This window comes from Bradyrhizobium sp. MI1.11 (genome assembly GCF_055811255.1).
The window spans coordinates 226,691-249,093 of the sequence record NZ_JBVVPM010000004.1 but is presented as its reverse complement, the minus strand read 5'-3'; the positions used below and the strand labels follow the sequence as shown (position 1 = coordinate 249,093).

Sequence of the window (22,403 nt, the reverse complement as noted above, 5' to 3'; positions counted from 1 at the left end):
AAGCAGGTGGCATGACTCTCGGGGGTGACGGCATCATCGGATGGCGGCGCAGCGCATCGCTGCTGCCGGCCTTGGTCCTTGCTGCCTGCCTCTATACCCTTGGCCAAAATGCTGCGCAGGCGCAGCTTTTCTCCGATCGTCCGCCGCCGGTACCGCCGGCTTCAGTGCCCGATCCCGGCGGTGCCGTCAGCCTGGCGCCGCCCTCCGGCCCGGGTGCCGGACCACCGAGCCTGCCGCCGACCCTGTTGCAGCCGACCACGCCCAGCATGCCGCCGCCCGCGGTCACGACCGTGCCGTCCGCCCCGCCGCTCAACGCGGCCGTACCCGGACAGGGCGTGCTGTCGCTGACGGCGAAATACGGCAAGGACACCCCGCCGATCACCAGCGGTCTGGTCTGGCGCGTGTTTGCCGATCGTCCCGACGAGAATGGCACCTTCAAGCTGATCCGCGAAGACCGCAATGCCACGCCGAACATCGTGCTGCCGCCCGGCAATTACGTCGTGCACGTCGCCTTTGGCCTGGTCAGCGCGGTGCGCACCGTCAGCCTGAAGGCCGAAACCGACCGGGAATCCTTCGTGCTGCCCGCCGGCGGCTTGCGCATCGAGGGCCGCGTCGGCACCAGCCGCATTCCGCAGAACCAGATCTCGTTCGCGATCTACAAGGGCAGCCAGTTCGAATCCGGCGAGCGCGCCTCCCTGGTGCCGAACGTCGCCGCCGGTGACGTCGTGCTGCTGCCGGAGGGCACCTACTACATCATCTCGAATTACGGCGACGCCAATTCGGTGGTGCGCTCGGACATCCGCGTCCAGGCCAGCAAGCTCACCGACGTCACCATCACCCACCGCGCCGCCGTCATCACGCTCAAGCTCGTCAGCGACAGGGGCGGCGAAGCGCTCGCCAACACTGCCTGGTCGGTGCTGACCCCGGGCGGCGACGTCATCAAGGAATCGATCGGCGCCTTTCCGCGCGTCGTGCTCTCCGAAGGCGAATACCGCGCCATCGCCAAGAACGAGGGCAAGGTCTACGAGCGCGGCTTCAACGTCGTCAACGGCGTCGACGGCGAAGTGGAAGTCGTCGCGCGGTAGTGTTTGAGCGGTGATGCCGCATGCGGCCCGACGCTGATCTCCGTGTCTGGTGAACGCTTCTCATTCAGCGCACGGATCCCCCATATCGTATTACCGCCAGTCCCGTGTGCGAAAGCAGATGCTCTCCGCTGCTCCGTTTGGTGTTGCGATTTGCTTGGTGTTTCGATTTGAACAGCTCTGGCAGCGCTACCAAGCAGGACCGATCAACATCGGCATCGCCGGCTTATTCCGGCGGCGCCGCGACTTCCTCACAGCCGGTGCAAGATACCTATTTCCGATAATCAATTTTATTCGCTTTCCATCCTGCCGCGTTATATGTCGGGCATCACTCCAACGGGGGAGGCCGGAGCAGGCTCGTGCGTCTGCGAGACCGGCAAGGAGCAGGGGCCAAGCTCGTCGGCATGTTCGAAGTGATCCTCACCAGGCGTAAGCGGTTCGGCTGGCGGTGGCAGGTGTGCGACCAATCCGGCAAGAAATTTGCCGATGGCTTCGAGCGCACCCGGCCGTCCGCCAAATATCATGGCGAGCGCGCATTGTTCTTCCTGTTGTCGCAGGCCCATCTGCGCAATCGCTTGGCGACGTCCAGCGAGGACTAGTCGCGACTCGCGCGCAGTCGGGTAGGTCTCGTAGCCCGGGTGAGCGAAGCGATACCCGGGACAGCTCGTGGTCGGAATCCCGGATGTCGCTTCGCTCATCCGGGCTACAAGATATCGCGTTGCCCGTCGGGCAAAACACCCAAGCTGCCGGTCAACCCGCGTGGCTCAAAATATTCCACTTTACCGAATTTCGGAATTGCGTATATTTCGCCTCACTCCGGCCCAAGAAAGAGGGGCGTATCGCGATCGTCACGAACGCGGGCCGGACGGCGGTGGACGTGGGCCACATCGGCGCGAAGGGTTTCGCAGGGCGGGCAACCGTGAGCGAAGCCGCCGCGCACACGACCGGTGTGATCGGCGTACGGCGAAATCGTGTGGTCCTGGCGCCCGGGGTCTGTGCGCCAAGCGTTGCGGTGATGTCGCGGCCCAACCGGGGCGCGTGCATCAGCCATCCGCAAGGCGACGGGGGGCAATAGTGCATCGCTCCCCGGGGAGAGCGCGACATAAGCCGTAAAACCACTGCGCAGGGAAGGCCGGATGTTTTGGCTTCACCTGTATGCCGCTGTGCATTGTTCTTACGACAATTTCGCACAGTGGACCGCGGGTGCCAGCCGGCACCCGGTCTTCCCTGCGCCCTCTTTTCATTTGAGGGTGAGGCATCGAAGCAAAGCTCGGGCGAATGCGCCGCGAGGATGCGAAGGTGCGTCTGCGATCGAAAATGTGAATGGAAGCGTGACGCTGCCGCCCAGAGACTCCGTCATTGCGAGCGCAGCGAAGCAATCCAGTCTGCCGCCGTGGAGAGATTCTGGATTGCGTCGCTGCGCTCGCAATGACGATGCTGATGCAGCGGTGCGCCAAAGCTTCGGTCTCACGCGCCTCCTACGCAACGCCTTCGCACAACCGTCACAGTCTCTAACGCGCACTAACCAACGTCCGACTTTAAACTGTCATAATCGCCGAACGGAACCCGCGCTCGTGCGCTCTTTACACGCCGTTAAGCGCGGCTGCATTGGATGCGCCGGGAAAGTGCGTTGGGGACTGCCATGAGTGCCGTGAGGAAAGTGTCGGGAAAACCGGCCGCCGAAATGTTCGACGACATCCCGGTGCTTCAGCGCAAATGGCGTGCCGCGTTGAAGCCGGGCGAACGGCTGCCGCGCTACGAGGACGTGATGCTCGGCAGCCTGGGACGGCTCGCCGACCACATCGCGCTGCTCAAGGGCGACGGCGCGCTCGAACTGTCGCGCAGCGGACGCTACGTGCAGAAATGGCTCGGCGAAGAGCGCTGGGACATCCCGGTCGCCGCGCTCTCGCCCGATTGCGCTACCGCGCTGTCGGAAGCCGCGGCGAGCGCGCTTGCCAACGGGCGGCCACACCTGGCCAGCGCCCATTGCGTGCGCGACGGCATGGTCAGGACATTTGATGTGCTGGCGCTGCCGACGGCGTCGCGCTGGGGCGCGACGCTGGTCGGCGCCTACATCAACGAACGCGGCGCGCAATACAATCTCCTGGACGCGATCTTCGCTTCAACCGACGACGCGGTGGTCTCGCTGGCGACGCTGCGCGACGCGGGTGGCAAGCCGTTCGATCTCCAGATCGTGCACCACAACAAGAGTGCGGCGCTGCTGCTGAAGGCCGAAGGGGCGAGCCTGCTGTGGCGCCGGATCGGCGAGGGCGACACGCTGCTGGCCTCGGTTGAAGTCATGGAATTCTTGCTCAAAGCCGTCTCCGGCGGTCGCGGCGAGCAGCTCGAGATCGAGAGCGACGGACGCCATCTCCGGCTGAGCGCCACCGCGTTTGCCGACGTGGTCTCGCTGACGATCTCGGATGTCACTGTGTTGAAGCGGCGCGACGCCTCTTTCCGCCTGCTGTTCGACAACAACCCGATGCCGATGTGGGTGTTCGACGCCGCGAGCAAGCAGTTTCTCAGCGTCAACGACGCCGCGGTCCAGCATTACGGCTACAGCCGCGCCACCTTCCTACGCATGAAATTGGACGAAATCTGGCCGCAGGACGAATGGGGCAGCCACGCCGAGGCGCTCGAACGCGTCGGCGACGCCTATCACTCCTCGCGCAACTGGCGGCATCTGCGCGCCGACGGCAGCGAGATCGAGGTGCTGACCTTCGGCCGCCGCGTCGCCTTCGACGATCGCGACGGATATCTGGTCGCGGTGGTCGACATCACCGAACGGCGCAAGGCCGAGGCGCGGATCGCCCACATGGCGCACCATGACGGGCTCACCGATCTGCCGAACCGCGAATATTTCCAGGAGCGCTTGAAGCAGGCGCTCGACCAGGCCAGCGGAAAGCGGGTCGGCGTGCTCTACCTCGACCTCGACCTGTTCAAGAACGTCAACGATTCCTTCGGCCATCCGGTGGGCGACCGCCTGTTGAAGGAGGTTGCCACCCGTCTGAGCACCGCGGTCCGCGGCGCCAATCTCGCGGCCCGGCTCGGCGGTGACGAGTTCGCGGTGATCCTGGCGGCCGACGTCACGCCCAACGAGGCCAGCGCCTGCGCGGGCTTGCTGATCGACCTGCTGAAGGCGCCCTACGAGATCGACGGTCAGGAGATGGTGATCGGCGCCAGCATCGGCATCGCGCTATCGCCGGGCGACGGTACGACGTCGGAAGAGTTGATGCGCAACGCCGATATGGCGCTGTACCGGGCGAAATCCGACGGCGGCGGCGTGCATCATTTCTTCGAGCGCGAGATGGATCTGCAGGCGCAGAAGCGCCGTGACATGGAGCTCGATCTGCGCCGCGCGTTTGCCAATGGCGAGTTCGAGCTGCACTACCAGCCGCTGGTCTCGATCGCCTCCGACCGCATCTCCGGCTTCGAGTCGCTGCTGCGCTGGCATCACCCCGACAAGGGCATGATCTCGCCGGCGGAGTTCATTCCGGTCGCCGAGGACATCGGCCTGATCACCCAGCTTGGTGAGTGGGTGCTGCGCGTAGCTTGCTCCGAGGCGGTGAAATGGCCCGTCGACGTCAAGGTCGCGGTCAATCTGTCGCCGGCGCAGTTCCGAAGCCGCAATCTGGTTCAGGTCGTGATCTCGGCACTGGCGCAGTCCGGCCTGTCGCCGAAGCGGCTCGAGCTGGAGATCACTGAGTCGATCTTCCTGGCCGAGACCGACGCCAATCTCGCCATCCTGCATCAGTTGCGCGAGCTCGGCGTCAGCATCTCCATGGATGATTTCGGCACCGGCTATTCCAGCCTCAGCTATCTCCGCAGCTTCCCCTTCGACAAGATCAAGATCGACCGCTCCTTCGTCAAGGATCTGGCAGGGCGGCCCGATTGCGTCGCGATCGTTCGCGCGATCTCGGGGCTTGGCCGCAGCCTCAACATCACCACGACCGCGGAAGGCGTCGAGACCGAGGATCAGCTCGCGTGGTTGCGCGCCGAAGGCTGCAACGAAGTGCAGGGCTTCTTGTTCAGCGCGGCGCGGCCCGCGGCCGAGATCGCAAAGCTGCTCGCCGATTTCGGCCAGCGTGCTTCACGGGCGGCGTAACTCGGACGGATAACAATCATAGACCAGCGCTTTGAAGGCGGGCGTGATGCGGCTGCGTTCGTTCTGGGTCTGCTGCATCAGCAGGTAGACCATGTCGAGCTTGGGATCGACGCCGAAATAGGTGCCGCTGCCACTGTCCCATTTCAACTCGCCGAGCGAGCCCGGCGGCGGCGGTCTGGCGTTGCCGGGATCGGTCCGCACCGCGAGGCCATAGCCATAGCCGAAGCCGTCGCCCGGAAAATAGAAGTAATCGCGTCCGACGCCCGAGCCCGGCCCGACGTGATCGGTCGTCATGGCCTTGAACGCGGCGGGGCTCAGATAGCGCTTGCCGTCGAACTCGCCGCCATTGAGCAGCATCTGCGCGAAGCGCTGATAGTCGGTGATGGTCGAGAGCAGCCCGCCGCCGCCGGACTGCCATTCGGGATGGTCGAGGCGCTCGCGCTCGGCGGCGAGCAGGATGTTGTCGTTCGGCAGCGGCCGCGCCATCCGCGCGAGCTCGTCCTCGGTCGCCAGCGCGAACTTGGTGCTGCTCATAGCGAGCGGATCGAAGATGCGCTGCTTGAGGAATGCGTACAGCGTCTGGCCCGAGATGATCTCGATGACGCTGCCGAGCACGTCGGTGGAATGACCGTAGCGCCACAGGGTCCCCGGCTGCCGCGCCAGCGGCAGCTTCGCGATGCGTTGGGCGAATTCCCTGTTGTCGAATTGACCTTCGAAGATATTGGCGGCCTTGTAGGCCTGCTCGACCCATTTGCCCCCGATATAGTCGTAGCTGATGCCGGAGGTGTGCCGCAGCAGATCCTCGATGTTGACGGGACGGATCGGCGCCACGAGATCCAGATGCAACGTGCCGTCGGGATTGGTGACCTCAAGTCCCACCTTGGTATCGGCAAAGAGGGGAACGTATTTCGACACCGGGTCGGTGAGCGCGAGCTTACCCTCGTCGATCAGCATCATCGCGCCAAGGCACGTGACCGGCTTGGTCATCGAGTGGATGGCGAAGATCGTATCGGGCGTCATCGCGAGGCCCGTCCTGGTGTCGCGCACGCCGAAAGTCTTCAGATAGACCGGCTTGCCGTGCTGCTGGACCAGGACCACGGCGCCCGGCAGCCGGCCGCTCGTCACCTCGTTGTCAAAGTACGCGGTGATGCGGTCGAGCCCCTCGGACGACGGAGCGGGGATGTCGGCGGCGCGGGCCCGCGCCATCGTGCCGGCCAGCAGCGCGGCTCCGACCAGAAATTCACGACGCTTCATCCGGGCTTCCTCCCTTGCCGGGATCAAAGCCGCAAGACGTCGAAGGCGTCAACACGCCTTCGATTAAAATCGCGTCACGATTTCGGAAAGGACCGGTCGCGGACGGTCCTCGCTCGGCTTGGTCGGCTTGCCGATATGGACGAAGCCGGCGAGTTTCTCGTCCGGCTTGAGGCCGAGGCCATCCAGCACGTCGCGATCGAACGCGAACCAGCCGGTCAGCCAGCACGCGCCGTAGCCGAGCGCGGTCGCGGCCGTGACGATGTTCATGACACTGGCGCCGGCCGACAATTCCTGCTCGAAGGCCGGCACCTTCGGATGCGGCTTGGTGAAGCTGACGATGCCGATCACCAGCGGCGCATCCGTGAGGCGTTTGCGCTCGGTCTCGACGTCGGCCGCCGGCGCGCCGGGATTCTTCCGGGCAAACACCTTCGCGATCACTTCGCTGGCGCGCTGGCGCGCATCGCCCTCGAAGATGATGAAGCGCCAGGGCGCGAGCTTGCCGTGGTCGGGCACGCGCGCGCCGATGGTGAGGATGGTCTCGAGCTCGGCCGGGGAGGGGCCGGGTCCGGACATCTCGCGCGGCTTGACCGAGCGGCGGGTCTTCAGGAGTTCGATGGCGTCGGGCACTGCGGTTTCCTCTTCGGCTGGTCGTCGGGCGTGCAGTCCCCACATAGGAATGCACGCCCGCAACCGAAAGCGAGTTTAGACCGATTTCAGATGTCAGGCCGCGCCGCGGCTCCGCTTCACATCCGGCGGGGTCGCCTCGTCGACGAGGGCGGCGATGGCCTCCGCCGTCGTCGTCACCGTCTGGCCGTCGCTGCCGAGGCGGCGGATCGAGACCGACTGCGTCTCGGCCTCTTTCTTGCCGACCACGAGCAGTGCCGGAATCTTGGCCAGCGAATGCTCGCGGACCTTGTAGTTGATCTTTTCGTTGCGCAGGTCGATCTCGGCCCGAAGTCCCGCACGCCGGACCTGCTCAAGCACCTGCTTGGCGTACTCGTCGGCTTCCGACGTGATGGTGGTGACCACCACCTGCACCGGCGACAGCCAGAGCGGGAAGTTGCCGGCATAGTGCTCGATCAGGATGCCGATGAAGCGCTCCATCGAACCGCAGATCGCGCGGTGCACCATCACCGGCGGCTTCTTGCCGCTGTCGTGGTCGATGTAGAACGCGCCGAACCGTTCCGGCAGGTTGAAGTCGACTTGCGTGGTGCCGCACTGCCAGTCGCGGCCGATGGCGTCGCGCAGCACATATTCGAACTTCGGCCCATAGAAGGCGCCTTCGCCGGGATTGATCTCGGTCTTGATGTGATTGTTCTGCGACTGGATCTCGCGCAGCACCGTCGCCATCACGCGCTCGGCGTGATCCCACATCGCGTCGGTGCCGACGCGTTTCTCCGGCCGGGTCGACAGCTTCACCGTGAGATCGCCGGTGAAGCCGAAATCGGCGTAGGTCGACAGGATCAGCTCGTTGATCTTCAGGCACTCGTCGGCGAGCTGATCCTCCATGCAGAAGATGTGCGCGTCGTCCTGGGTGAAACCGCGCACGCGCATCAATCCGTGCATCGCGCCGGACGGTTCGTAGCGGTGCACCACGCCGAACTCGGCGAGCCGCAGCGGCAGGTCGCGGTAGCTCTTCAGGCCATGCTTGAAGATCTGCACGTGGCCGGGGCAGTTCATCGGCTTCAGCGCGAACCAGCGCTTGTCCTCGGCCTCCTCGCCGGCCGACTGCGCCGCGAACATGTTTTCGCGGTACCAGCCCCAATGGCCGGAGGTCTCCCACAACGACTTGTCGAGGATCTGCGGGGCGTTAACCTCGCTGTAGTCGCCGGCGAGGCGTCGCCGCATATAGGCGATCAGCTGCTGGAAGATGGTCCAGCCCTTGGCGTGCCAGAACACGACGCCCGGGCCTTCCTCCTGGAAGTGGAAGAGGTCGAGCTCGCGTCCGAGCTTACGATGGTCGCGCTTCTCCGCTTCCTCGATCTGCTTCAGATAAGCGTCGAGGTCCTCCTGCTTGGCGAATGCCGTGCCGTAGATGCGGGTCAGCATCGGGTTGTTGCTGTCGCCGCGCCAATAGGCGCCGGCCACCTTCATCAGCTTGAAGGCGTTGCCGACCTTGCCGGTCGAGGTCATGTGCGGGCCGCGGCAGAGATCGAACCAGTCGCCCTGGTAATAGATTTTGATCGGCTCGTTGCCGGGAATGGCGTCGACCAGCTCGACCTTGAACGCCTCGCCCTTGTCGCGGAACACCTGTTTGGTCTTTTCGCGATCCCAAACCTCCTTCGTAAAAGGCTTGTCGCGCGCGATGAGCTCGCGCATCTTTTTCTCGATCGCGGCAAAGTCTTCCGGCGTGAACGGCTCGTTGCGGAAGAAATCGTAATAAAAGCCGTTCTCGATCACGGGGCCGATGGTGACCTGCGTGCCCGGCCACAGCGTCTGCACGGCTTCGGCAAGCACGTGGGCGCAGTCATGGCGGATCAGCTCGAGCGCGCGCGGATCGTCGCGGTTGATCAGCTCGATCCTGGCATCGGCTTCGATGGGATCGTCGAGGTCGGAGATCACGCCGTCGAGCGCCATCGCGACCGTGCGCTTGGCCAGCGACGGCGAAATGCCCTTGGCGAGTTCAAGGCCGGTGATGCTCTTGGCGTATTCGCGCCGGGCGCCGTCGGGGAAGGTGAGGGTGATTTTTTCCGGCGGGGTCACGGGTCTCAAATTGCTGAGGCTGTACTGAAAGCCGGATTCGGATTTGGGCTGCTCGGACTTGGATTGGTCCTTGGATTGGTCCGTGGGCTGGTCGGTCATGGCATGTCTCCTGAGGCTCACTCCTGCGAACGAGCGCAGGTAAGCGGGATCGAGCGATATATCAGGCGATTCGGCCTGCGCAATCCGGCATTTCCAAGAAAACGGCGCGCAAAAGCGGGGGCGCTGCACGAACTATTCCGGGCAATGCCCTTTAACTGGTCGCAAGGCGGTTCTACATGCGTTTGCATGGAAAATGCACGCGCCGGCCGTTTCGCGCCAACCGCCCTGATGCTCGGCAATCTCGTCACCGGCTGCTCGGTCTTGGCACCGGCCGGCATGCTGCCGGAATTGGCGACGGGGCTCGACGTCAGCATCCATGCGGCCGCGCTCCTGATCACCTTCGGGGCTGTCATCCTGTGCATCGGCTCGCCGCTGACGGCCTGGCTCACCAGCCGGATCGAGCGCCGGGCGCTGCTCACCACGACGCTGGCGGTGCTCGCCTTTGGCAACCTCGCTTCGGCCTTTGCGCCCGACTATGCAAGCCTCCTCGTCATCCGCCTGGTGATGCTCGCGGTCGGCGCGCTTTACACGCCGCAGGCCGCCGGCACGGCGGCGCTGATCGTGCCGGTGGAGCGTCGCGGCAGCACGATTGCCTACATCTTTCTCGGCTGGTCGCTCGCTGCCGCCGTCGGCCTGCCGCTGATCACCTTCATCGCCAGCCGCTATGGCTGGCGCGCGGCCTATGGCGGGATCGGCGCGCTCGGTTGCGTCAGCCTGCTGCTGTTGCTGATGCGGCTGCCGGCGGGCTTGAAGGGGTCGTCGGTGGATTTGAAGACCTGGAGCGCGGTCGGTCGCAACAGAACCATCCTGCTGCTGCTTGCGATCACGATGTTGCAGATGTCCGGGCAGTTCGTGGTGTTCACCTTCATGGGGCCGCTGCTCAACAAGCTGACCGGCGCAGGGCCCGATGCGATCGGCCTGGTGTTCGCTCTCTATGGCGTCTGTGGCTTCCTCGGCGTTGTCATCGCGACCCGCATCGTCGACACATCAGGACCCTATCGCACCTCGCTGTTGTTCACCTGCCTGCTGCTTGCGGGGATCACGGGCTGGGCGCTCGGTGCCGGTACGCTCGCGTTGATGGCGGGTGCGGTCGCGATCTGGGGCCTCGGCTTTGCCTCGACCAATTCGATGCAGCAGGTGCGGCTGGTCTCGGCCGCACCATCGCTGGCATCGGCGACTGTCGCACTCAACACCTCCGTCCTCTATATCGGCCAGGCGATCGGCTCTGCCGTCGGTGGACTGTTGTTCGCCCGCGGGCTCCTGCATACGCTCGGCTTCGTCGCGGTCGGTTTCGTCGTGGTCGCGCTGATCCTGGTGGTCCTGACCCGGCCCCGGCCGGCAGCTGCCGCCCCGGCCTGAACGGAAGCGTGTCCGTGTGCGCAAGGTGCTTGGCAAACCGCGCGCGGGAGCGCTAGAAGGCGAGGCATGGGGACCAAAGAGGGTTGACTGAAATGAGGATGATTCTGGCGGTTGTCGCGGTGCTCTATTCAGCCTCCGCTTTCGCGCAAGCCGACAAGCCACCGCCGATGGTCGGGGACAAGCCGTTGGTGCAAGTCAAGCCCAAGGGCACCAAGGCGGGGACCAAGGAGGCGGCGGCCAAGCCGGCCGCCGCGCCGAAGGGCAAGCCACAATCGATCGCGGCGCGGCTCCAGGCTTGCCTCGACCTCGATGACGGCACCAAGGACCGGCTCAATTGCTACGACGCCGTGATCCCCCCGGCGCCAAAGCCGAAGCCGGCGAAGGCCAAGGGCTACGCCGATTGCCGTTTCTTCAAGGAAGAGGACGAGCGGCTGGCCTGCTTCAATGGGTTTGCCGAGAGCATTCCGAAGCTGCCAAAGAGCTGAGCGACAGACGTAGGCTTAGCGAGTCACGTCCAATCAGCGACTCGATGCGGATGACGCCGTAGCTGCGACGCGCGTCAGCGCCAGTGCCGGCGTCGCTGACATCTTCACCAGCACGTCCTTGAGCGGATATTGCGTCCAGGCGCGATTGACATAGTCACGATGGGTGATGCCGTCCCCGGTTTCGACGAACACCACGCTGCCCGGACGCAAGGGGCCGTCCATATCTTCGGAGACGGTGATGCCCTTCTGCCGCAGCGTGCTCATCAGTTCGCGGTCGCGCCGCGCGGTGTAGCGGGTGTAGGAGCTGACGAAGAAGCCGGAGCGGTGGCTCTCGATCCATGAGGCGAACTTGTCCATCTCGCCATAGACGGCGTCGAGCAACACGACGCCGCGGACGCGGTCGCTGATGCCACCAACCTCGAGACTCCAGGCCGTCGGCAGGAAGCCGCCGCTGTAGCCGACGATCACGATCGGCATGTTGGCGAAGGCGCGGGCGCTGTTGGGATCGCCGGTGAGGCGGGCGAGATGGTTTGCCGACTCGTCGATGAAGCGCTTGAGGCCGCCGGCCTGCCAGAATTTTCCTGCGCTGGAATCGGCGGCGTCGACCGCCATCTGCGGTGCGAGCAGGATGGCATTGGCGCCGGAATCGGTGATCTGTTGCGGCACCAGCTGGCGGTCGCGCACGTCGCGCTCCAGCGTCGCGCCATTGCCGTGGAAGAACACCACGATCACGCCTGGCTTCCGCACGTCGAAATGTTCGGGCACGTGCATCAAGACGCGGTTGTCGTTGTAAGTCTCGTCCTGCCAGAACACGCGCCCGGAATAGCTGCGGTGGCCGCGGCGGTCGCCCTTGGAGATGTTGAGGAACGGCGCGTCGGAGGCAGGGTTGTTGCCGAAATAGGGGAAAGCTGACGATTTCATGCTGACGAGCGTCGTCAGGTCCTCGCGTGGCGGACGCTGGTAGGGGGCCTGCGGCGCGAGCGAAGCAACCTTGTAGGGCGCCTGCTCCGGCTGCTGCTGCACGGCGCGCTTGGGTGAGAAGTCGGACATCTGCCGTTGCAGAAAACCCTCGCTCGCGGATGGGAAGCGTTCCCTGAACTGGGGGGCCGGGAAGCGATCCTCGAACGTGTCGCTGCTTGCTAGCTGGTTTGTCTTCGCGACGACCTGGACGTTGGCTGGGACGTTGCCTTGGACATCGGCCTGCGAGTTCGCCGCGAGCGCTGCCGGATTGGGCGCCTTGCCGCATTGAACCAGCGTCAGCGACAACGGCACCAAGGCTGAGATCAGAGCGGTCCGAAGCGCACGACCGCGTGCGCCGGACGTGGTCCGGTCGGCGCGGATGTCAGCTCTCGGTTTCGGAACGGCCCCGACCATTCACCCATGACCCCAAGTCATGACCACAAGTCCATCGGCAATCATTAAGGCGATTGAGCCGATGGGCGTTTAGGCGACGTTAAGTGTCCGGAGAAACTTCCCCACATCCGGAACGCTCAAAGGGACCACGCAATCGTGTCGTGATTGTGGGGGAGGGAAGCGGGATGTCCCGGTGTTTACGAAGCTTTATTGTCCGGATCGTGCATTAATGGTGCTGCAGTACCGATTTGGCCTCGCCTCATTTAACCCTTGTTAACCCTGCTTGAATTGACTGGACCGAACTGCACGATGCTTCCCACGAGGCGCAACGCCTGAGGTTGAGGACGGCGATGACGGCATCAGATGCGGGTACTGCACCCTGGACCGGCCGGCTGACCGGACGCGGGTCGGGGGTCTCCGTTCTGGTCGCAACCGCCATCGTCGTGGCCGACATGATCGGGGTCGGCGTCTTCACCAGCCTCGGCTTCCAGGTCAAGGACATCCCCTCAGGCTTCTCGATCCTCTTGCTGTGGACCGTCGGCGGCATCGTCGCGCTATGCGGGGTATTCTCCTACAGCGAGCTCGGCGCCATGTTTCCGCGCTCGAGCGGCGAGTACAATTTCCTCGGCCGCGCCTATCATCCCGCCTTCGGCTTTCTCGCCGGCTGGGTGTCGGCGACCGTTGGCTTTGCAGCACCCGTCGCGCTCGCCGCGATGGCCTTCGGCGAATACGCCAAATCGGTCGTGCCCGGTGTGCCGCCGATCCCGCTTGCCATCGCCGTGGTGTGGCTGGTCTCGCTCGTGCAACTGACCGGGGTCAGGCACTCCTCGACCTTCCAGTTGATCTCGACCATCCTGAAGGTCGTGCTGATCGTTGCCTTCCTGGTTGCAGGATTCATTGTCGGCGTGCCGCAGCCGATCGCCTTCACGCCGCAGGCGGGCGATCTCGCGCATATCGTCAGCGCGCCCTTCGCGATCGGGCTCGTCTTCGTGATGTATTCTTTCTCGGGCTGGAATGCCGCAACCTACATCATCGGCGAGATGAACATGCCGCAGCGGGACCTGCCGCGTGCGCTGCTCGCGGGCACGCTGATCGTGCTCGTGCTGTACGTCGCGCTGAATGCGGTGTTTCTCCATTCGACGCCGGTCGGTGCGCTCGCGGGTCAGCTCGACGTCGCCAGCATCGCCGGCAGCGCGATTTTCGGCAATCTCGGCGGCCGGATCGTCGGCGCGATGATCTGTTTCGGCCTGATCTCCTCGATCAGCGCGATGATGTGGATCGGCCCGCGCGTGATGATGACGATGGGGGAGGATATTCCGGCGCTGCGCGTGTTTTCGCAGAGGTCGGTGCGCGGCGCGCCGGCCTATGCCATCCTGTTTCAGCTCGCCGTCGCCAATCTGCTGCTGTTCACGCGCAGCTTCGAGGCCGTGCTCGACTTCATCCAGTTCGCGCTGCTGTTCTGCTCGTTCTTCACGGTCGCCGGCGTCATCAAGCTGCGCATCACGGATCCCGATTTGCCGCGGCCCTATCGCGCCTGGGGATACCCGTTCACGCCGCTCGTTTTCCTGCTCGTGACCGGGTTCATGATGTACTATTTGTTGACCGAGCGGCTCGTGCAATCGCTGTCGGGGATGCTCGTCATGCTCTCGGGCCTGTTGATTTATGCTGTTTTCCGCAGGCGGCCGGTCGCCGCTGGCACGTCACACAATCGCGAATAGACATGTTTCGACCCATGAGAATTGCGGCCGTGGCTCTCGCCTTGCTGGCTGCGGCCGTCCCGTCCGCACGTGCTGCCGAGGCAACCTTCGACGACACCGCGCGCTTCCTCGCGGGCATGCAGCCTTCGGCGGATTCGCCGCTGGTGCCGCTCACAAAGGACCCGGGCTGGCAGCGCCACGCGAGATTCTTCGACGGCGCCTTCGCCCAGCTTGAGGAGCGCCAGCTCTCGAAGATCCGCAACTGGGCCGACGTCAATCTGGCGGCGCCCAGACCGACCATGTTTTATTTGTTCAGCGGCCCCGACTTCCTCTACGCCAACGCCTTCTATTCGAAGGCCAGCACTTACGTGCTCGGCGCGCTGGAGCCGGTCGGTGCGGTGGCTGACCTGACGCGATTGCCACGCGGTTCGGTCGGCGCCGCGCTCTACAATGTCGAGCGCTCGCTCGGCTCGATCCTGAGTTTTTCCTTCTTCATCACCAAGCAAATGAAGGTCGACCTGCACACCAACCAGGTCAACGGCACCTTGCCGATCCTCTACGTCTTCCTCGTCCGCTCCGGCAAGACCATCCGCAATGTCGAAATGGTTGCACTCGACGACAAGGGCGGGATGCATGTCGGCAACGACAACCCCGGACCGAACGCGACGCGCGGCGCCCGCATCACCTTTGCAGGCCCCGACGGCGAGGCGCGCACGCTGTATTATTTCTCGACCGATCTCTCCAATTCAGGTGCACGCGCAGCCGGCTTCCTGAAGTTCTGCGAGACGCTCGGCCCCGGCAACAGCCTGATCAAGAGCGCGTCTTATCTGCTGCACTCCGGCAATTTCACCGTCGCGCGCGACTGGTTGCTCGCCAACAGCGCGACCATCGTCCAGGACGATTCCGGCATTCCGCTTTCGAGCTACAATTCGCGGCAATGGCGCTTCTTCCCGTTCGGCCGCTATCTCGGACCCATCAGCGAATTTCCCGGCCGCTACCAGGAACGCTACGCCGCGCTGTTCACGCGCGCCCAGCCGATCGATTTCGGCGTCGGCTACCGCTGGCGGATGCACGAATCGAACTTGCTGCTGGCGGTGAAGGTGCCGGCAAGCGAGACAGCGCCCGGCGCGGAGACCACCTCGTCCGCCGAGCCCTCGCCGAAACCACCGCGTCCGAAGCGGCCACGTCCGCCCGAGCCGGTCCCGCCGCCACCCGGGCGCTTTTTCTGGTCCCGCTAAACCTGGTGCTCGGCCGGCGTTACGCCGCCGGGCTCTGGGCGACCACAACCAGGACCTCCGCCTTCTGTCGGCCGAGGCTCCTGACCTCGTGCGGTGTCTCGCCTGAAAAATATAGGCAATCGCCCTTGCCGAGGACGAGTTCTTCGCCGTCGAGCTTGATCGCGATCTTGCCGTTGATGACAAACAGCAACTCCTCGCCCGCATGCGAGGCGCGCGTCGCCGATTTGTGCGGCGGGCTCAGGAGGAACGGCTCCATCATCTTGCGGGTGCGGCCGGTTGCCAGTGGCACTACGCCAAAGGTGTCCTGAAACAGCGGCACGCTGCCGCCTTCACGGCGGAACAGCGTGTAGCGCGGCGCGGGCTCGGCGTTCGGGTCGAAGAAGGTCGCGACGTTGACCTCGAGCGCGGCTGCCATCCGTAGCAGGGCGGCGAGCGAAGGGATCTTCAGGTTGCGCTCGACCAGCGAGATATAGCCGCGCGTGAGATCACTCTGTTTGGCAAGCTGGTCCAGTGTCAGGCCCTTGGCGATGCGCGCCTGGCGAATGTTGGCCCCGACGGCTGCCGCTTTGCTGACGTCAAGCACGCATGAGTCTCCCGAATTGCTGACGTCTCTTTTGCAACAGATGCCGCTCGACTGCCAGTCCGGCGGGTGCGCGCTGTCCCTTCCGTGTACGCGCCGGCTGTATTCCAAAGGAAAACATATGTGCAGAAATTTAGAGCAAGGTCGCAGATATTGTAAGCAAAGACTCTGGTTTATCGCCTAAATCAGCTCAATTAAAGGGCAATAAGCGTGCTTTGCCGCTCCGGACGGCATTTGCCGCGTTCCGCACCGTTGATTTCCAACAGTAAACATGATCGAATTTTACCGTCCGGGCTGCCGATGGGCTCCGCGGACAGAACCAACTGCTTTCCCTGGCGCCGGTACTTTTTGGAGACATCGATGACCGTAGCAGACGACGTAACCCTGAACGTAGCCCCGGACGAGGCGGCGAGCTTGCGGCGGATCGTGTGGTCGAGCGTGATCGGCACCGCGGTCGAATGGTACGACTTCCTCATCTACGGCACGGCGACCGCGCTGGTCTTCAACAAGGTCTTCTTCGCTGCCGGCAACCCCGCGCTCGCCACGATCGCGGCCTTCGGCACTTATGCGGTCGGCTTTCTGGCGCGACCGCTTGGCGCCGCGATCTTCGGTCACTACGGCGACAGGGTGGGCCGCAAGGCGATGCTCGCGATCACGATCATGGTGATGGGCATCGGCACCTTTCTGATCGGCTTGCTTCCGACCTATCAGCAGATCGGGATCGCCGCGCCGCTGCTCTTGATCGGCCTGCGATTCCTCCAGGGCATTGGCCTCGGCGGCGAATGGGGTGGTGCGGTGCTGATGGTGGTGGAGAATTGTCCGACGCACCGCCGCGGCCTGCTCGGCAGCATGGTGCAGGTCGGCAATCCCATCGGCAATCTCGCCGCGATCGGCATGTTTGCGCTGGTGGCGAGCCTGCCAGAAAGTGAGTTCATGTCCTATGGCTGGCGCATTCCGTTCCTGATCTCGATCTTGCTGGTCGGCGTCGGTCTCTACATCCGCCTCAACATGGAAGAGACCGTGGCCTTCCGCCAGGTCCAGGCCAAAAAGGAGGTCGCAAGTCTGCCGCTGGTCGAGATCTTCAGGCATCACCGCCGTCCTTTCTTTACCGCGGTCGGACTGAAGATCTCGGAGATCGCCTATGCCAGCATCGGCGGCGTGTTCGTGATGTCCTACGCCACCGCGAATCTTGGCTTATCGCGTACGGTGGTGTTGAACGGCGCCTTCGCGGCATCGCTGGTCGCGCTGCTCGCCATTCCGCTGTTCGGTTGGCTGTCCGACATCGTCGGGCGCAAAAAGATGTTCTATGCAAGCTGTCTGTTTTCGGCGCTGTTTGCCTTTCCGCTGTTCTGGCTGCTCAACACCCGCGATCCCACCATCGTCATCTGGACCATCGTGGTGGCGATTACTTTCGGGCAGATGGTGATGTTCGGCATCGGCGCGCCCTGGTACTCCGAGCTGTTTTCCGCGCGGCTGCGCTATAGCGGCGCCTCGCTCGGGTTCCAGGTCGGGGCCGCCATCAGTGGCGGATTGACGCCGCTGATTGCGGCGGCTCTGATGGGCTGGAGTGGCGGCGCCACCTGGCCGGTTTCGCTGCTGCTGATTGGCTGCGCCGCCATCACGGCGACCGCGACCACGTTCGCGCCGGAAATGGCGAACAAGGAACTGACCTGATCCCGCGGCGCGCCGCTGCCGGCGGCGCGCCATTGCTTCTCACAAGGATTTTGTCATGCTCGATGAGATAGGCGCCGGCTCGGCCGATAGCACAGCACGCCTCGGCTGGACTGGCTTGGTCCGCTTCCTCCATCTCGCTCCACGCGCGTTCCTGCCAATGCGCGCGATGGAGCACCTCGTTCTCGTCGCCGGCCAAGGGATAGAAGGCGACCGCTACATGATCGGGCGCGAGGAAGGATTTTATTCGCACAAGCCCGAAGAGGGCCGGCAGGTCACCTTGTTCGAGCTCGAAACCTTGGTTGCGCTCAAGCGCGACGCGGGAATCGAACTCAGTCCCGAGGAGCATCGCCGCAACGTGACGGTCGAGGGCGTGCCGTTGAACCATCTGGTCGGCCGCCGCTTCTGGTTAGGTGAGACCTTGCTGGAAGCAACCCGATTATCGATCCCATGCCGGCATATCGAGGAGATCACCGGCAAGGCGATCTTCAATCCGCTCATCAACCGCTCGGGCCTCAACTGCAGGATATTGCAAGGCGGCATCGTCAGGGTCGGCGACACCGTGCGGAACATGGCATGAGCGCACGGCCGATAACGACGATCAAGACGGTTGTCGCCGGCATCGAAGAGGCCGGTGCGGGGATCAAGGTGTTCACGTTGGCCGATCCCGACCGTTGGGACCTGCCGCCGTTCAAGCCCGGCGCCCACATCGACCTGCATCTGCCGAACGGTCTCGTGCGGACCTATTCGCTGTGCAACGAGCCCGCCGACAACTCGCGTTACGTCATCGCGGTCAAACGCGAGGCCGATGGGCGCGGCGGTTCGCGCGCGCTTCACGACGAGGTTGGCATAGGCGACGTCATCGGCGTGTCACTGCCGCGCGGCGGGCTGGAGCCGGGTGCGGACATTGCGCATCATGTGTTCGTCGCCGGTGGCATCGGTGTAACGCCGTTCTTGTCGATGGCCCGTCACCTCCTGCAGATTGGCAATACAGGCTTTGTGCTGCACCTCATCGTGCGCGAGGAGGTGCCGCTTGCCGCACACCTCGCGCCGCTGATCGATGCGGGGCGTGTCGTCGTGCACCGCACGTCCTGCGCCGGGCGTCCGAATCTCGCTTCGCTGGTCGGCGAAGTTGGGGGGCAGACGATGGTCGCCTGCTGCGGGCCGGAAGGCATGACCGACGAGTTCGAGCGCCTGACCGCAGCCTGGCCCGCAGCCAATGTTCACATCGAGCGTTTCGTCGCGCCGCCACCGGTGATCGACCCTGACGCAAAGCCCTTCACGCTGTTGCTGGCGCGTACGGGGACCGAAATCCCGGTTCGCGCCGGCCAGACCATGCTGGCGGCCTTGCAGGAAGGAGGAATCGATATATCGACGTCCTGCTGCGGCGGTATCTGTGGCGCCTGTAGGGTCGGCTGGATCGAGGGCAAGCCCGTGCACCGCGACCGCGTCCTGTCGCCGTATGAGCGCGAACGCTTTCTCATGATCTGCGTCGCCGGATCGGATGCCGACCGGCTGGTGCTGGACCTCTAAAGTCTAGCTCTACCAGTGCACGCTCTGGCTCGGCACGATGAACGCCGTCGTACTGGGCGGCGTGGCAGTGCTCGTGGCCAGATACCAGCCGGAGCCGACCGCGAGCATCAAGAGGACGATGATGGCGAGCATGTCGAGGGTTCTGGGATCGTGGCCTCGCGAACCAATCCGCGAATCCGGTCCAGACCTGAAGTGAAAATGAGGGCTGATTTTCCAGCGCATTGTTTTTCCTCCCGCGGGAGCGTCACATCAACGCGAGGGGAGAATTTCGGTTCCACTCAAGGTAGCGACGCGTGAGGCGCCGCGCCGTGCTTAGGATGCATTGACACCGCGCCAGCGGCCGTAGCGCCAGGGCGAGTACCAGCGCGCGCCCTGTGGCGCGGTGAGGGGCACGTTGTCGATGCCCGAGGTGCCGAAGGGGTTGCAACGGAGCAGGCGCGCCAGCGTCATCCAGCCGCCGGCCCACAGCCCGAACCTTTCGATCGCCTCGTCGCCATAGGCGGAGCAGGTCGGCAGGTGCCGGCAGTTGTAGCCAACCAAGGGCGAGAGCGTGTGGCGGTAGATCCAGATCAGCGCGCGGCCGAATCTGCGCGGAAGCCGGAGCGCGCCCGCGACGGAATTGGAACAGTGCTCGCAGGCTGATTGCTTCATGGGCGCTTTGCTGAGATCGTAGGCGAGGTTTTGCGTGGTTCCGATGCAGGGAACTGTAAGCTGTTGTTTGCACGCCATATTTTGCGTGCTTTTTGGGAGCAGTGCAGCAAGTACCTATGGACGATCTGTATTCCCCCGGATACCATTTTTGTGACGCCCATGTGAGACTCATGGAACGTCAGAACGGGGCTTGCCTGAATCGGCTTTGGCTTATTGCTTTGGGCTTGGGGAAGGGACCAGTTTGAAACTTCTGAAGTCGCTCAAACTTCGCGGCTGGTTGCTGGTAGGAACCGCTGCTTGTGGAGTCGTGCTGGCTGGCGCCGTCGCGACGCTCGGGTCGTCGGCCCGGGCCGGTGCTGCCCTCGAAGAGCGCAAGCTGCCGATGAAGTTCAATTGGGTCGCCTGCGAGCCGAATTGCCGCGGGTGGGTCAGTGCGGTCGGCATCATCACCGCCGATACGCCCAAGGACTTCGAAGAGTTTTCCCGCGGGCGCCAGCTCGGCGGCGCCACCGTGGTGCTCGATTCCAGTGGCGGTTCCGTCAACGACGCGATCACGCTCGGCCGGCGCTTTCGCAATCTCGGACTTTTGACCACGGTCGGTATCAGCGTTCAGACCCGCGGCGGGCAGACGGTTCGGCCGGCGGTCGCGCCCGAGGCCTATTGCGAATCCATGTGCGTGTTCCTGCTGCTGGCGGGCAAGAAGCGCTACGTGCCGGAAGCGGCCCATGTGCGGGTCCATCAGATTTGGATGGGTGATCGCGCCGACGATGCCAAGGCCGCGAGCTACAGCGCGCAGGACCTGATGATCGTGGAGCGCGATATCGGCCGGCTCGCCAAATACACGTTCGACATGGGCGGTGCCGGCGACCTGCTGTCGCTCGCGCTCAGCGTCCCGCCGTGGGAAGATTTGCACGAGCTCGATGCGGGCGAGCTCAAGCTTACCAATCTCGTGACGACGGATCTCGTGGCCGACGTGTTGCCGCATGTCGATATCTCCGCGCCGGCAATGGCGGAGCTTGCACCGAAGACCCAGGCGAGGTTCGGTGCGGAACCGGAGCAGCCTGCCAAGTCGACCAAGACGGCGGAAGCCCTGGTGCCGACGGGCCGCGTGGCCACGCCGGTCGCGGCATCGCAGAAGTAGCCTCGGAATCTCTGATCTATATCCGGGCCCAGCGACGAGCCCGGGATCAACCTCCGCCGGAATCAGCCTTGCGCCGCAGCCGGCTGCTTCGCCTTCGCCTCGATCTGGCCGATGGCATCGACCACGGCATCGAAGGTCAGGAGCGTCGAGGCGTGGCGCGCCTTGTAGTCGCGGACCGGCTCGAGGAACTTGATCTCTTCCCATTTGCCTTCAGGAGGCGCGCCGTTCTCCTTCAGCATCTTGCGAACAGTTTCGCGTAACTCACGGAGTTCGCTCGCAGTCGATCCGACGATCTGACTTGCCATGATGGATGAAGAAGCCTGTCCCAGCGCGCAGGCCTTCACGTCATGGGCGAAGTCGGTGACCTTGTCGCCCTCCATCTTGAGGTCGACCTTGACGGTCGAGCCGCACAGCTTGGAATGGGCGGTGGCGGTGGCATCGGGATCCGGCAACCGCCCGAGCCGCGGAATATTCCCGGCCAGTTCGATGATCCGCTTGTTATAAATGTCGTTCAGCATGTGATGGAGTCCAGCAGGATCGGCCTTGGCGTGCGCCGTCCACGGCCTTATATAGGGTCGGAACTGGCGGAAAAACAGTCCAGCGCTGCAGCAGTGGTGTGATGCAGAACCCTGCTGCCGGCGTTACAGCTTGCAGATTTTTTCGCCGAAGCTGTTCTCTCAGGCGTCCGGCGGTTCGCCGCCCCGTCTGCCGGTGACACTCCGGCCGCAAGGCCGTCGAACGGAGTCGACATGGACGCTACCATCAAATCCATCCGCCCCAACAAGCCCTCCGACCGGCAGCCCGAGAGCCGTCCGGCGGAGCTTGATCCTTCCGAATTCCTCGCCGCCGCCGTCCGGGCCGACCAGCCGCGCCCCGCGCGCGCCGAGGCCGAGCAGGCAGTGAAGACGCTGCTCGCCTATATCGGCGAGAACACCAACCGCGAGGGCCTGCTCGACACGCCGCGCCGCGTGGTCGAGGCTTTCGACGAACTCTATCAGGGCTATCACCAGTGCCCGGCCGAGGTGCTCGATCGCACCTTCGGCGAGACCGCCGGCTATGATGATTTCGTGCTTGTGCGCGACATCGAGTTCACCTCGCAATGCGAGCATCACATGATGCCGTTCTACGGCAAGGCGCACATCGCCTACACGCCGGTGGAACGCGTGGTCGGGCTGTCGAAGCTTGCGCGCCTCACCGACATCTTCGCCCGCAGGCTCCAGACCCAGGAGCACATGACCGCGCAGATCGCGGCGGCGATCGACGAGATCCTCAAGCCGCGCGGCGTCGCCGTGCTGATCGAGGCCGAGCATACCTGCATGTCGGTGCGCGGCGTCGCCAAGCATGGCGCTTCCACCTTCACCAGCCGCTTCACCGGCATGTTCCGCGACAATCCGGCGGAGCAGGCTCGTTTTCTGTCCCTGGTGCGAGGTCTGCAGCGCTGACCTCGCGAAC

Annotated in this window: 21 protein-coding genes; 13 read left to right on the top strand and 8 right to left on the bottom strand. The window is 64.2% G+C overall.

Annotated elements, in window-relative coordinates:
• The first annotated feature begins 11 nt into the window (after positions 1-11).
• The 4 genes from AC0L30_RS06410 to AC0L30_RS06395 all read left to right on the top strand — a co-directional run bounded on the left by AC0L30_RS06410 (position 12) and on the right by AC0L30_RS06395 (position 5,187).
• The gene (locus tag AC0L30_RS06410) at positions 12-1,085 is read left to right on the top strand and encodes a hypothetical protein (protein WP_007602595.1); all 1,074 of its coding nucleotides are present in this window, start codon (positions 12-14) and stop codon (positions 1,083-1,085) included.
• A 356-nt stretch (positions 1,086-1,441) separates the two neighbouring features.
• The gene (locus AC0L30_RS06405; RefSeq protein ID WP_007602597.1) at positions 1,442-1,681 is read left to right on the top strand and encodes a hypothetical protein; all 240 of its coding nucleotides are present in this window, start codon (positions 1,442-1,444) and stop codon (positions 1,679-1,681) included.
• An 83-nt stretch (positions 1,682-1,764) separates the two neighbouring features.
• Positions 1,765-2,157 (top strand): hypothetical protein, encoded by a 393-nt coding sequence (locus AC0L30_RS06400; RefSeq protein WP_473404033.1) that lies wholly within the window; start codon positions 1,765-1,767, stop codon positions 2,155-2,157.
• 567 nt (positions 2,158-2,724) lie between these two features.
• On the top strand, positions 2,725-5,187 hold the full coding sequence (locus tag AC0L30_RS06395; protein ID WP_473404032.1) for a putative bifunctional diguanylate cyclase/phosphodiesterase: 2,463 nt from the start codon (positions 2,725-2,727) through the stop codon (positions 5,185-5,187).
• Here AC0L30_RS06395 and AC0L30_RS06390 read toward each other — a convergent pair.
• The 3 genes from AC0L30_RS06390 to thrS all read right to left on the bottom strand — a co-directional run bounded on the left by AC0L30_RS06390 (position 5,173) and on the right by thrS (position 9,243).
• Positions 5,173-6,441 (bottom strand): serine hydrolase domain-containing protein, encoded by a 1,269-nt coding sequence (locus AC0L30_RS06390; RefSeq protein WP_473404031.1) that lies wholly within the window; start codon positions 6,439-6,441, stop codon positions 5,173-5,175. The genes AC0L30_RS06395 and AC0L30_RS06390 overlap by 15 nt on opposite strands.
• Positions 6,442-6,504: 63 nt before the next feature.
• Positions 6,505-7,068, bottom strand: a complete 564-nt coding sequence (locus AC0L30_RS06385) for a nitroreductase family protein (protein WP_473404030.1) — start codon at positions 7,066-7,068, stop codon at positions 6,505-6,507.
• 93 nt (positions 7,069-7,161) lie between these two features.
• A complete protein-coding gene (gene thrS, locus AC0L30_RS06380) occupies positions 7,162-9,243 on the bottom strand; it encodes a threonine--tRNA ligase (protein WP_473404029.1) in 2,082 nt (693 codons plus the stop codon).
• Between the two features lie 186 nt (positions 9,244-9,429).
• Here thrS and AC0L30_RS06375 point away from each other — a divergent pair, with 186 nt between their 5' ends.
• Both AC0L30_RS06375 and AC0L30_RS06370 read left to right on the top strand, forming a co-directional pair.
• Positions 9,430-10,602 carry an MFS transporter gene (locus tag AC0L30_RS06375; protein ID WP_473404028.1) on the top strand — a complete coding sequence of 391 codons (1,173 nt, stop codon included), beginning with the start codon at positions 9,430-9,432 and terminating at the stop codon, positions 10,600-10,602.
• Between the two features lie 92 nt (positions 10,603-10,694).
• Complete coding sequence (locus tag AC0L30_RS06370) at positions 10,695-11,087, top strand: hypothetical protein (RefSeq protein ID WP_219683825.1); 393 nt, start codon at positions 10,695-10,697, stop codon at positions 11,085-11,087.
• Between the two features lie 33 nt (positions 11,088-11,120).
• On the opposite strand, the gene AC0L30_RS06365 is transcribed toward AC0L30_RS06370, so the two are convergent.
• Entirely contained in the window at positions 11,121-12,461 is a 1,341-nt protein-coding gene (locus AC0L30_RS06365; RefSeq protein WP_473404027.1) for an alpha/beta hydrolase, read from the bottom strand.
• Positions 12,462-12,790: 329 nt separating this feature from the next.
• Here AC0L30_RS06365 and AC0L30_RS06360 point away from each other — a divergent pair, with 329 nt between their 5' ends.
• Positions 12,791-14,158 carry an APC family permease gene (locus AC0L30_RS06360; RefSeq protein ID WP_354128743.1) on the top strand — a complete coding sequence of 456 codons (1,368 nt, stop codon included), beginning with the start codon at positions 12,791-12,793 and terminating at the stop codon, positions 14,156-14,158.
• Positions 14,159-14,160: 2 nt separating this feature from the next.
• A complete protein-coding gene (locus tag AC0L30_RS06355; protein ID WP_219683824.1) occupies positions 14,161-15,375 on the top strand; it encodes a hypothetical protein in 1,215 nt (404 codons plus the stop codon).
• Positions 15,376-15,394: 19 nt separating this feature from the next.
• Here AC0L30_RS06355 and AC0L30_RS06350 read toward each other — a convergent pair whose 3' ends face one another.
• The gene (locus tag AC0L30_RS06350; RefSeq protein ID WP_007602622.1) at positions 15,395-15,958 is read right to left on the bottom strand and encodes a helix-turn-helix domain-containing protein; all 564 of its coding nucleotides are present in this window, start codon (positions 15,956-15,958) and stop codon (positions 15,395-15,397) included.
• A gap of 357 nt (positions 15,959-16,315) precedes the next feature.
• On the opposite strand from AC0L30_RS06350, the gene AC0L30_RS06345 reads away from it, so the two are divergent.
• The 3 genes from AC0L30_RS06345 to AC0L30_RS06335 are packed head-to-tail and all read left to right on the top strand — an operon-like array spanning position 16,316 to position 19,159.
• Positions 16,316-17,629, top strand: coding sequence for an MFS transporter (locus tag AC0L30_RS06345; RefSeq protein ID WP_219683823.1), 1,314 nt, complete (start codon positions 16,316-16,318; stop codon positions 17,627-17,629).
• Between the two features lie 55 nt (positions 17,630-17,684).
• The gene (locus AC0L30_RS06340; protein ID WP_473404026.1) at positions 17,685-18,206 is read left to right on the top strand and encodes an MOSC domain-containing protein; all 522 of its coding nucleotides are present in this window, start codon (positions 17,685-17,687) and stop codon (positions 18,204-18,206) included.
• Positions 18,203-19,159, top strand: coding sequence for a PDR/VanB family oxidoreductase (locus AC0L30_RS06335; protein ID WP_473404025.1), 957 nt, complete (start codon positions 18,203-18,205; stop codon positions 19,157-19,159). Before AC0L30_RS06340 ends, AC0L30_RS06335 begins: the two co-directional genes overlap by 4 nt.
• Before the next feature lie 9 nt (positions 19,160-19,168).
• Here AC0L30_RS06335 and AC0L30_RS06330 read toward each other — a convergent pair whose 3' ends face one another.
• Entirely contained in the window at positions 19,169-19,381 is a 213-nt protein-coding gene (locus AC0L30_RS06330; protein ID WP_007602626.1) for a hypothetical protein, read from the bottom strand.
• A gap of 90 nt (positions 19,382-19,471) precedes the next feature.
• Entirely contained in the window at positions 19,472-19,810 is a 339-nt protein-coding gene (yidD, locus tag AC0L30_RS06325; protein WP_035994626.1) for a membrane protein insertion efficiency factor YidD, read from the bottom strand.
• Between the two features lie 241 nt (positions 19,811-20,051).
• Between yidD and AC0L30_RS06320 the strand changes: the two genes are divergently transcribed.
• Positions 20,052-20,951: a COG3904 family protein gene (locus AC0L30_RS06320; protein WP_007602628.1), complete on the top strand. Its 900-nt coding sequence runs from the start codon at positions 20,052-20,054 to the stop codon at positions 20,949-20,951.
• 62 nt (positions 20,952-21,013) lie between these two features.
• Here AC0L30_RS06320 and AC0L30_RS06315 read toward each other — a convergent pair whose 3' ends face one another.
• Complete coding sequence (locus AC0L30_RS06315; protein WP_473404024.1) at positions 21,014-21,469, bottom strand: iron-sulfur cluster assembly scaffold protein; 456 nt, start codon at positions 21,467-21,469, stop codon at positions 21,014-21,016.
• Positions 21,470-21,700: 231 nt separating this feature from the next.
• On the opposite strand from AC0L30_RS06315, the gene folE reads away from it, so the two are divergent.
• Positions 21,701-22,393: a GTP cyclohydrolase I FolE gene (gene folE, locus AC0L30_RS06310; protein ID WP_007602630.1), complete on the top strand. Its 693-nt coding sequence runs from the start codon at positions 21,701-21,703 to the stop codon at positions 22,391-22,393.
• Positions 22,394-22,403 lie beyond the last annotated feature (10 nt).

What these genes read in the sequence shown, in the direction of transcription:
- AC0L30_RS06315 (WP_473404024.1), bottom strand. Translation starts at nt 21,469, where the DNA reads ATGCTGAACGACATTTATAACAAGCGGATCATCGAACTGGCCGGGAAT.
- AC0L30_RS06340 (WP_473404026.1), top strand. Translation starts at nt 17,685, where the DNA reads ATGCTCGATGAGATAGGCGCCGGCTCGGCCGATAGCACAGCACGCCTC.
- AC0L30_RS06395 (WP_473404032.1), top strand. Translation starts at nt 2,725, where the DNA reads ATGAGTGCCGTGAGGAAAGTGTCGGGAAAACCGGCCGCCGAAATGTTC.
- AC0L30_RS06330 (WP_007602626.1), bottom strand. Translation starts at nt 19,381, where the DNA reads ATGCGCTGGAAAATCAGCCCTCATTTTCACTTCAGGTCTGGACCGGAT.
- AC0L30_RS06360 (WP_354128743.1), top strand. Translation starts at nt 12,791, where the DNA reads ATGACGGCATCAGATGCGGGTACTGCACCCTGGACCGGCCGGCTGACC.
- AC0L30_RS06355 (WP_219683824.1), top strand. Translation starts at nt 14,161, where the DNA reads ATGTTTCGACCCATGAGAATTGCGGCCGTGGCTCTCGCCTTGCTGGCT.
- AC0L30_RS06365 (WP_473404027.1), bottom strand. Translation starts at nt 12,461, where the DNA reads ATGGTCGGGGCCGTTCCGAAACCGAGAGCTGACATCCGCGCCGACCGG.
- AC0L30_RS06375 (WP_473404028.1), top strand. Translation starts at nt 9,430, where the DNA reads ATGGAAAATGCACGCGCCGGCCGTTTCGCGCCAACCGCCCTGATGCTC.
- AC0L30_RS06410 (WP_007602595.1), top strand. Translation starts at nt 12, where the DNA reads ATGACTCTCGGGGGTGACGGCATCATCGGATGGCGGCGCAGCGCATCG.
- AC0L30_RS06400 (WP_473404033.1), top strand. Translation starts at nt 1,765, where the DNA reads ATGTCGCTTCGCTCATCCGGGCTACAAGATATCGCGTTGCCCGTCGGG.
- folE (WP_007602630.1), top strand. Translation starts at nt 21,701, where the DNA reads ATGGACGCTACCATCAAATCCATCCGCCCCAACAAGCCCTCCGACCGG.
- AC0L30_RS06370 (WP_219683825.1), top strand. Translation starts at nt 10,695, where the DNA reads ATGAGGATGATTCTGGCGGTTGTCGCGGTGCTCTATTCAGCCTCCGCT.
- AC0L30_RS06335 (WP_473404025.1), top strand. Translation starts at nt 18,203, where the DNA reads ATGAGCGCACGGCCGATAACGACGATCAAGACGGTTGTCGCCGGCATC.
- thrS (WP_473404029.1), bottom strand. Translation starts at nt 9,243, where the DNA reads ATGACCGACCAGCCCACGGACCAATCCAAGGACCAATCCAAGTCCGAG.
- AC0L30_RS06390 (WP_473404031.1), bottom strand. Translation starts at nt 6,441, where the DNA reads ATGAAGCGTCGTGAATTTCTGGTCGGAGCCGCGCTGCTGGCCGGCACG.
- yidD (WP_035994626.1), bottom strand. Translation starts at nt 19,810, where the DNA reads ATGAAGCAATCAGCCTGCGAGCACTGTTCCAATTCCGTCGCGGGCGCG.
- AC0L30_RS06345 (WP_219683823.1), top strand. Translation starts at nt 16,316, where the DNA reads ATGACCGTAGCAGACGACGTAACCCTGAACGTAGCCCCGGACGAGGCG.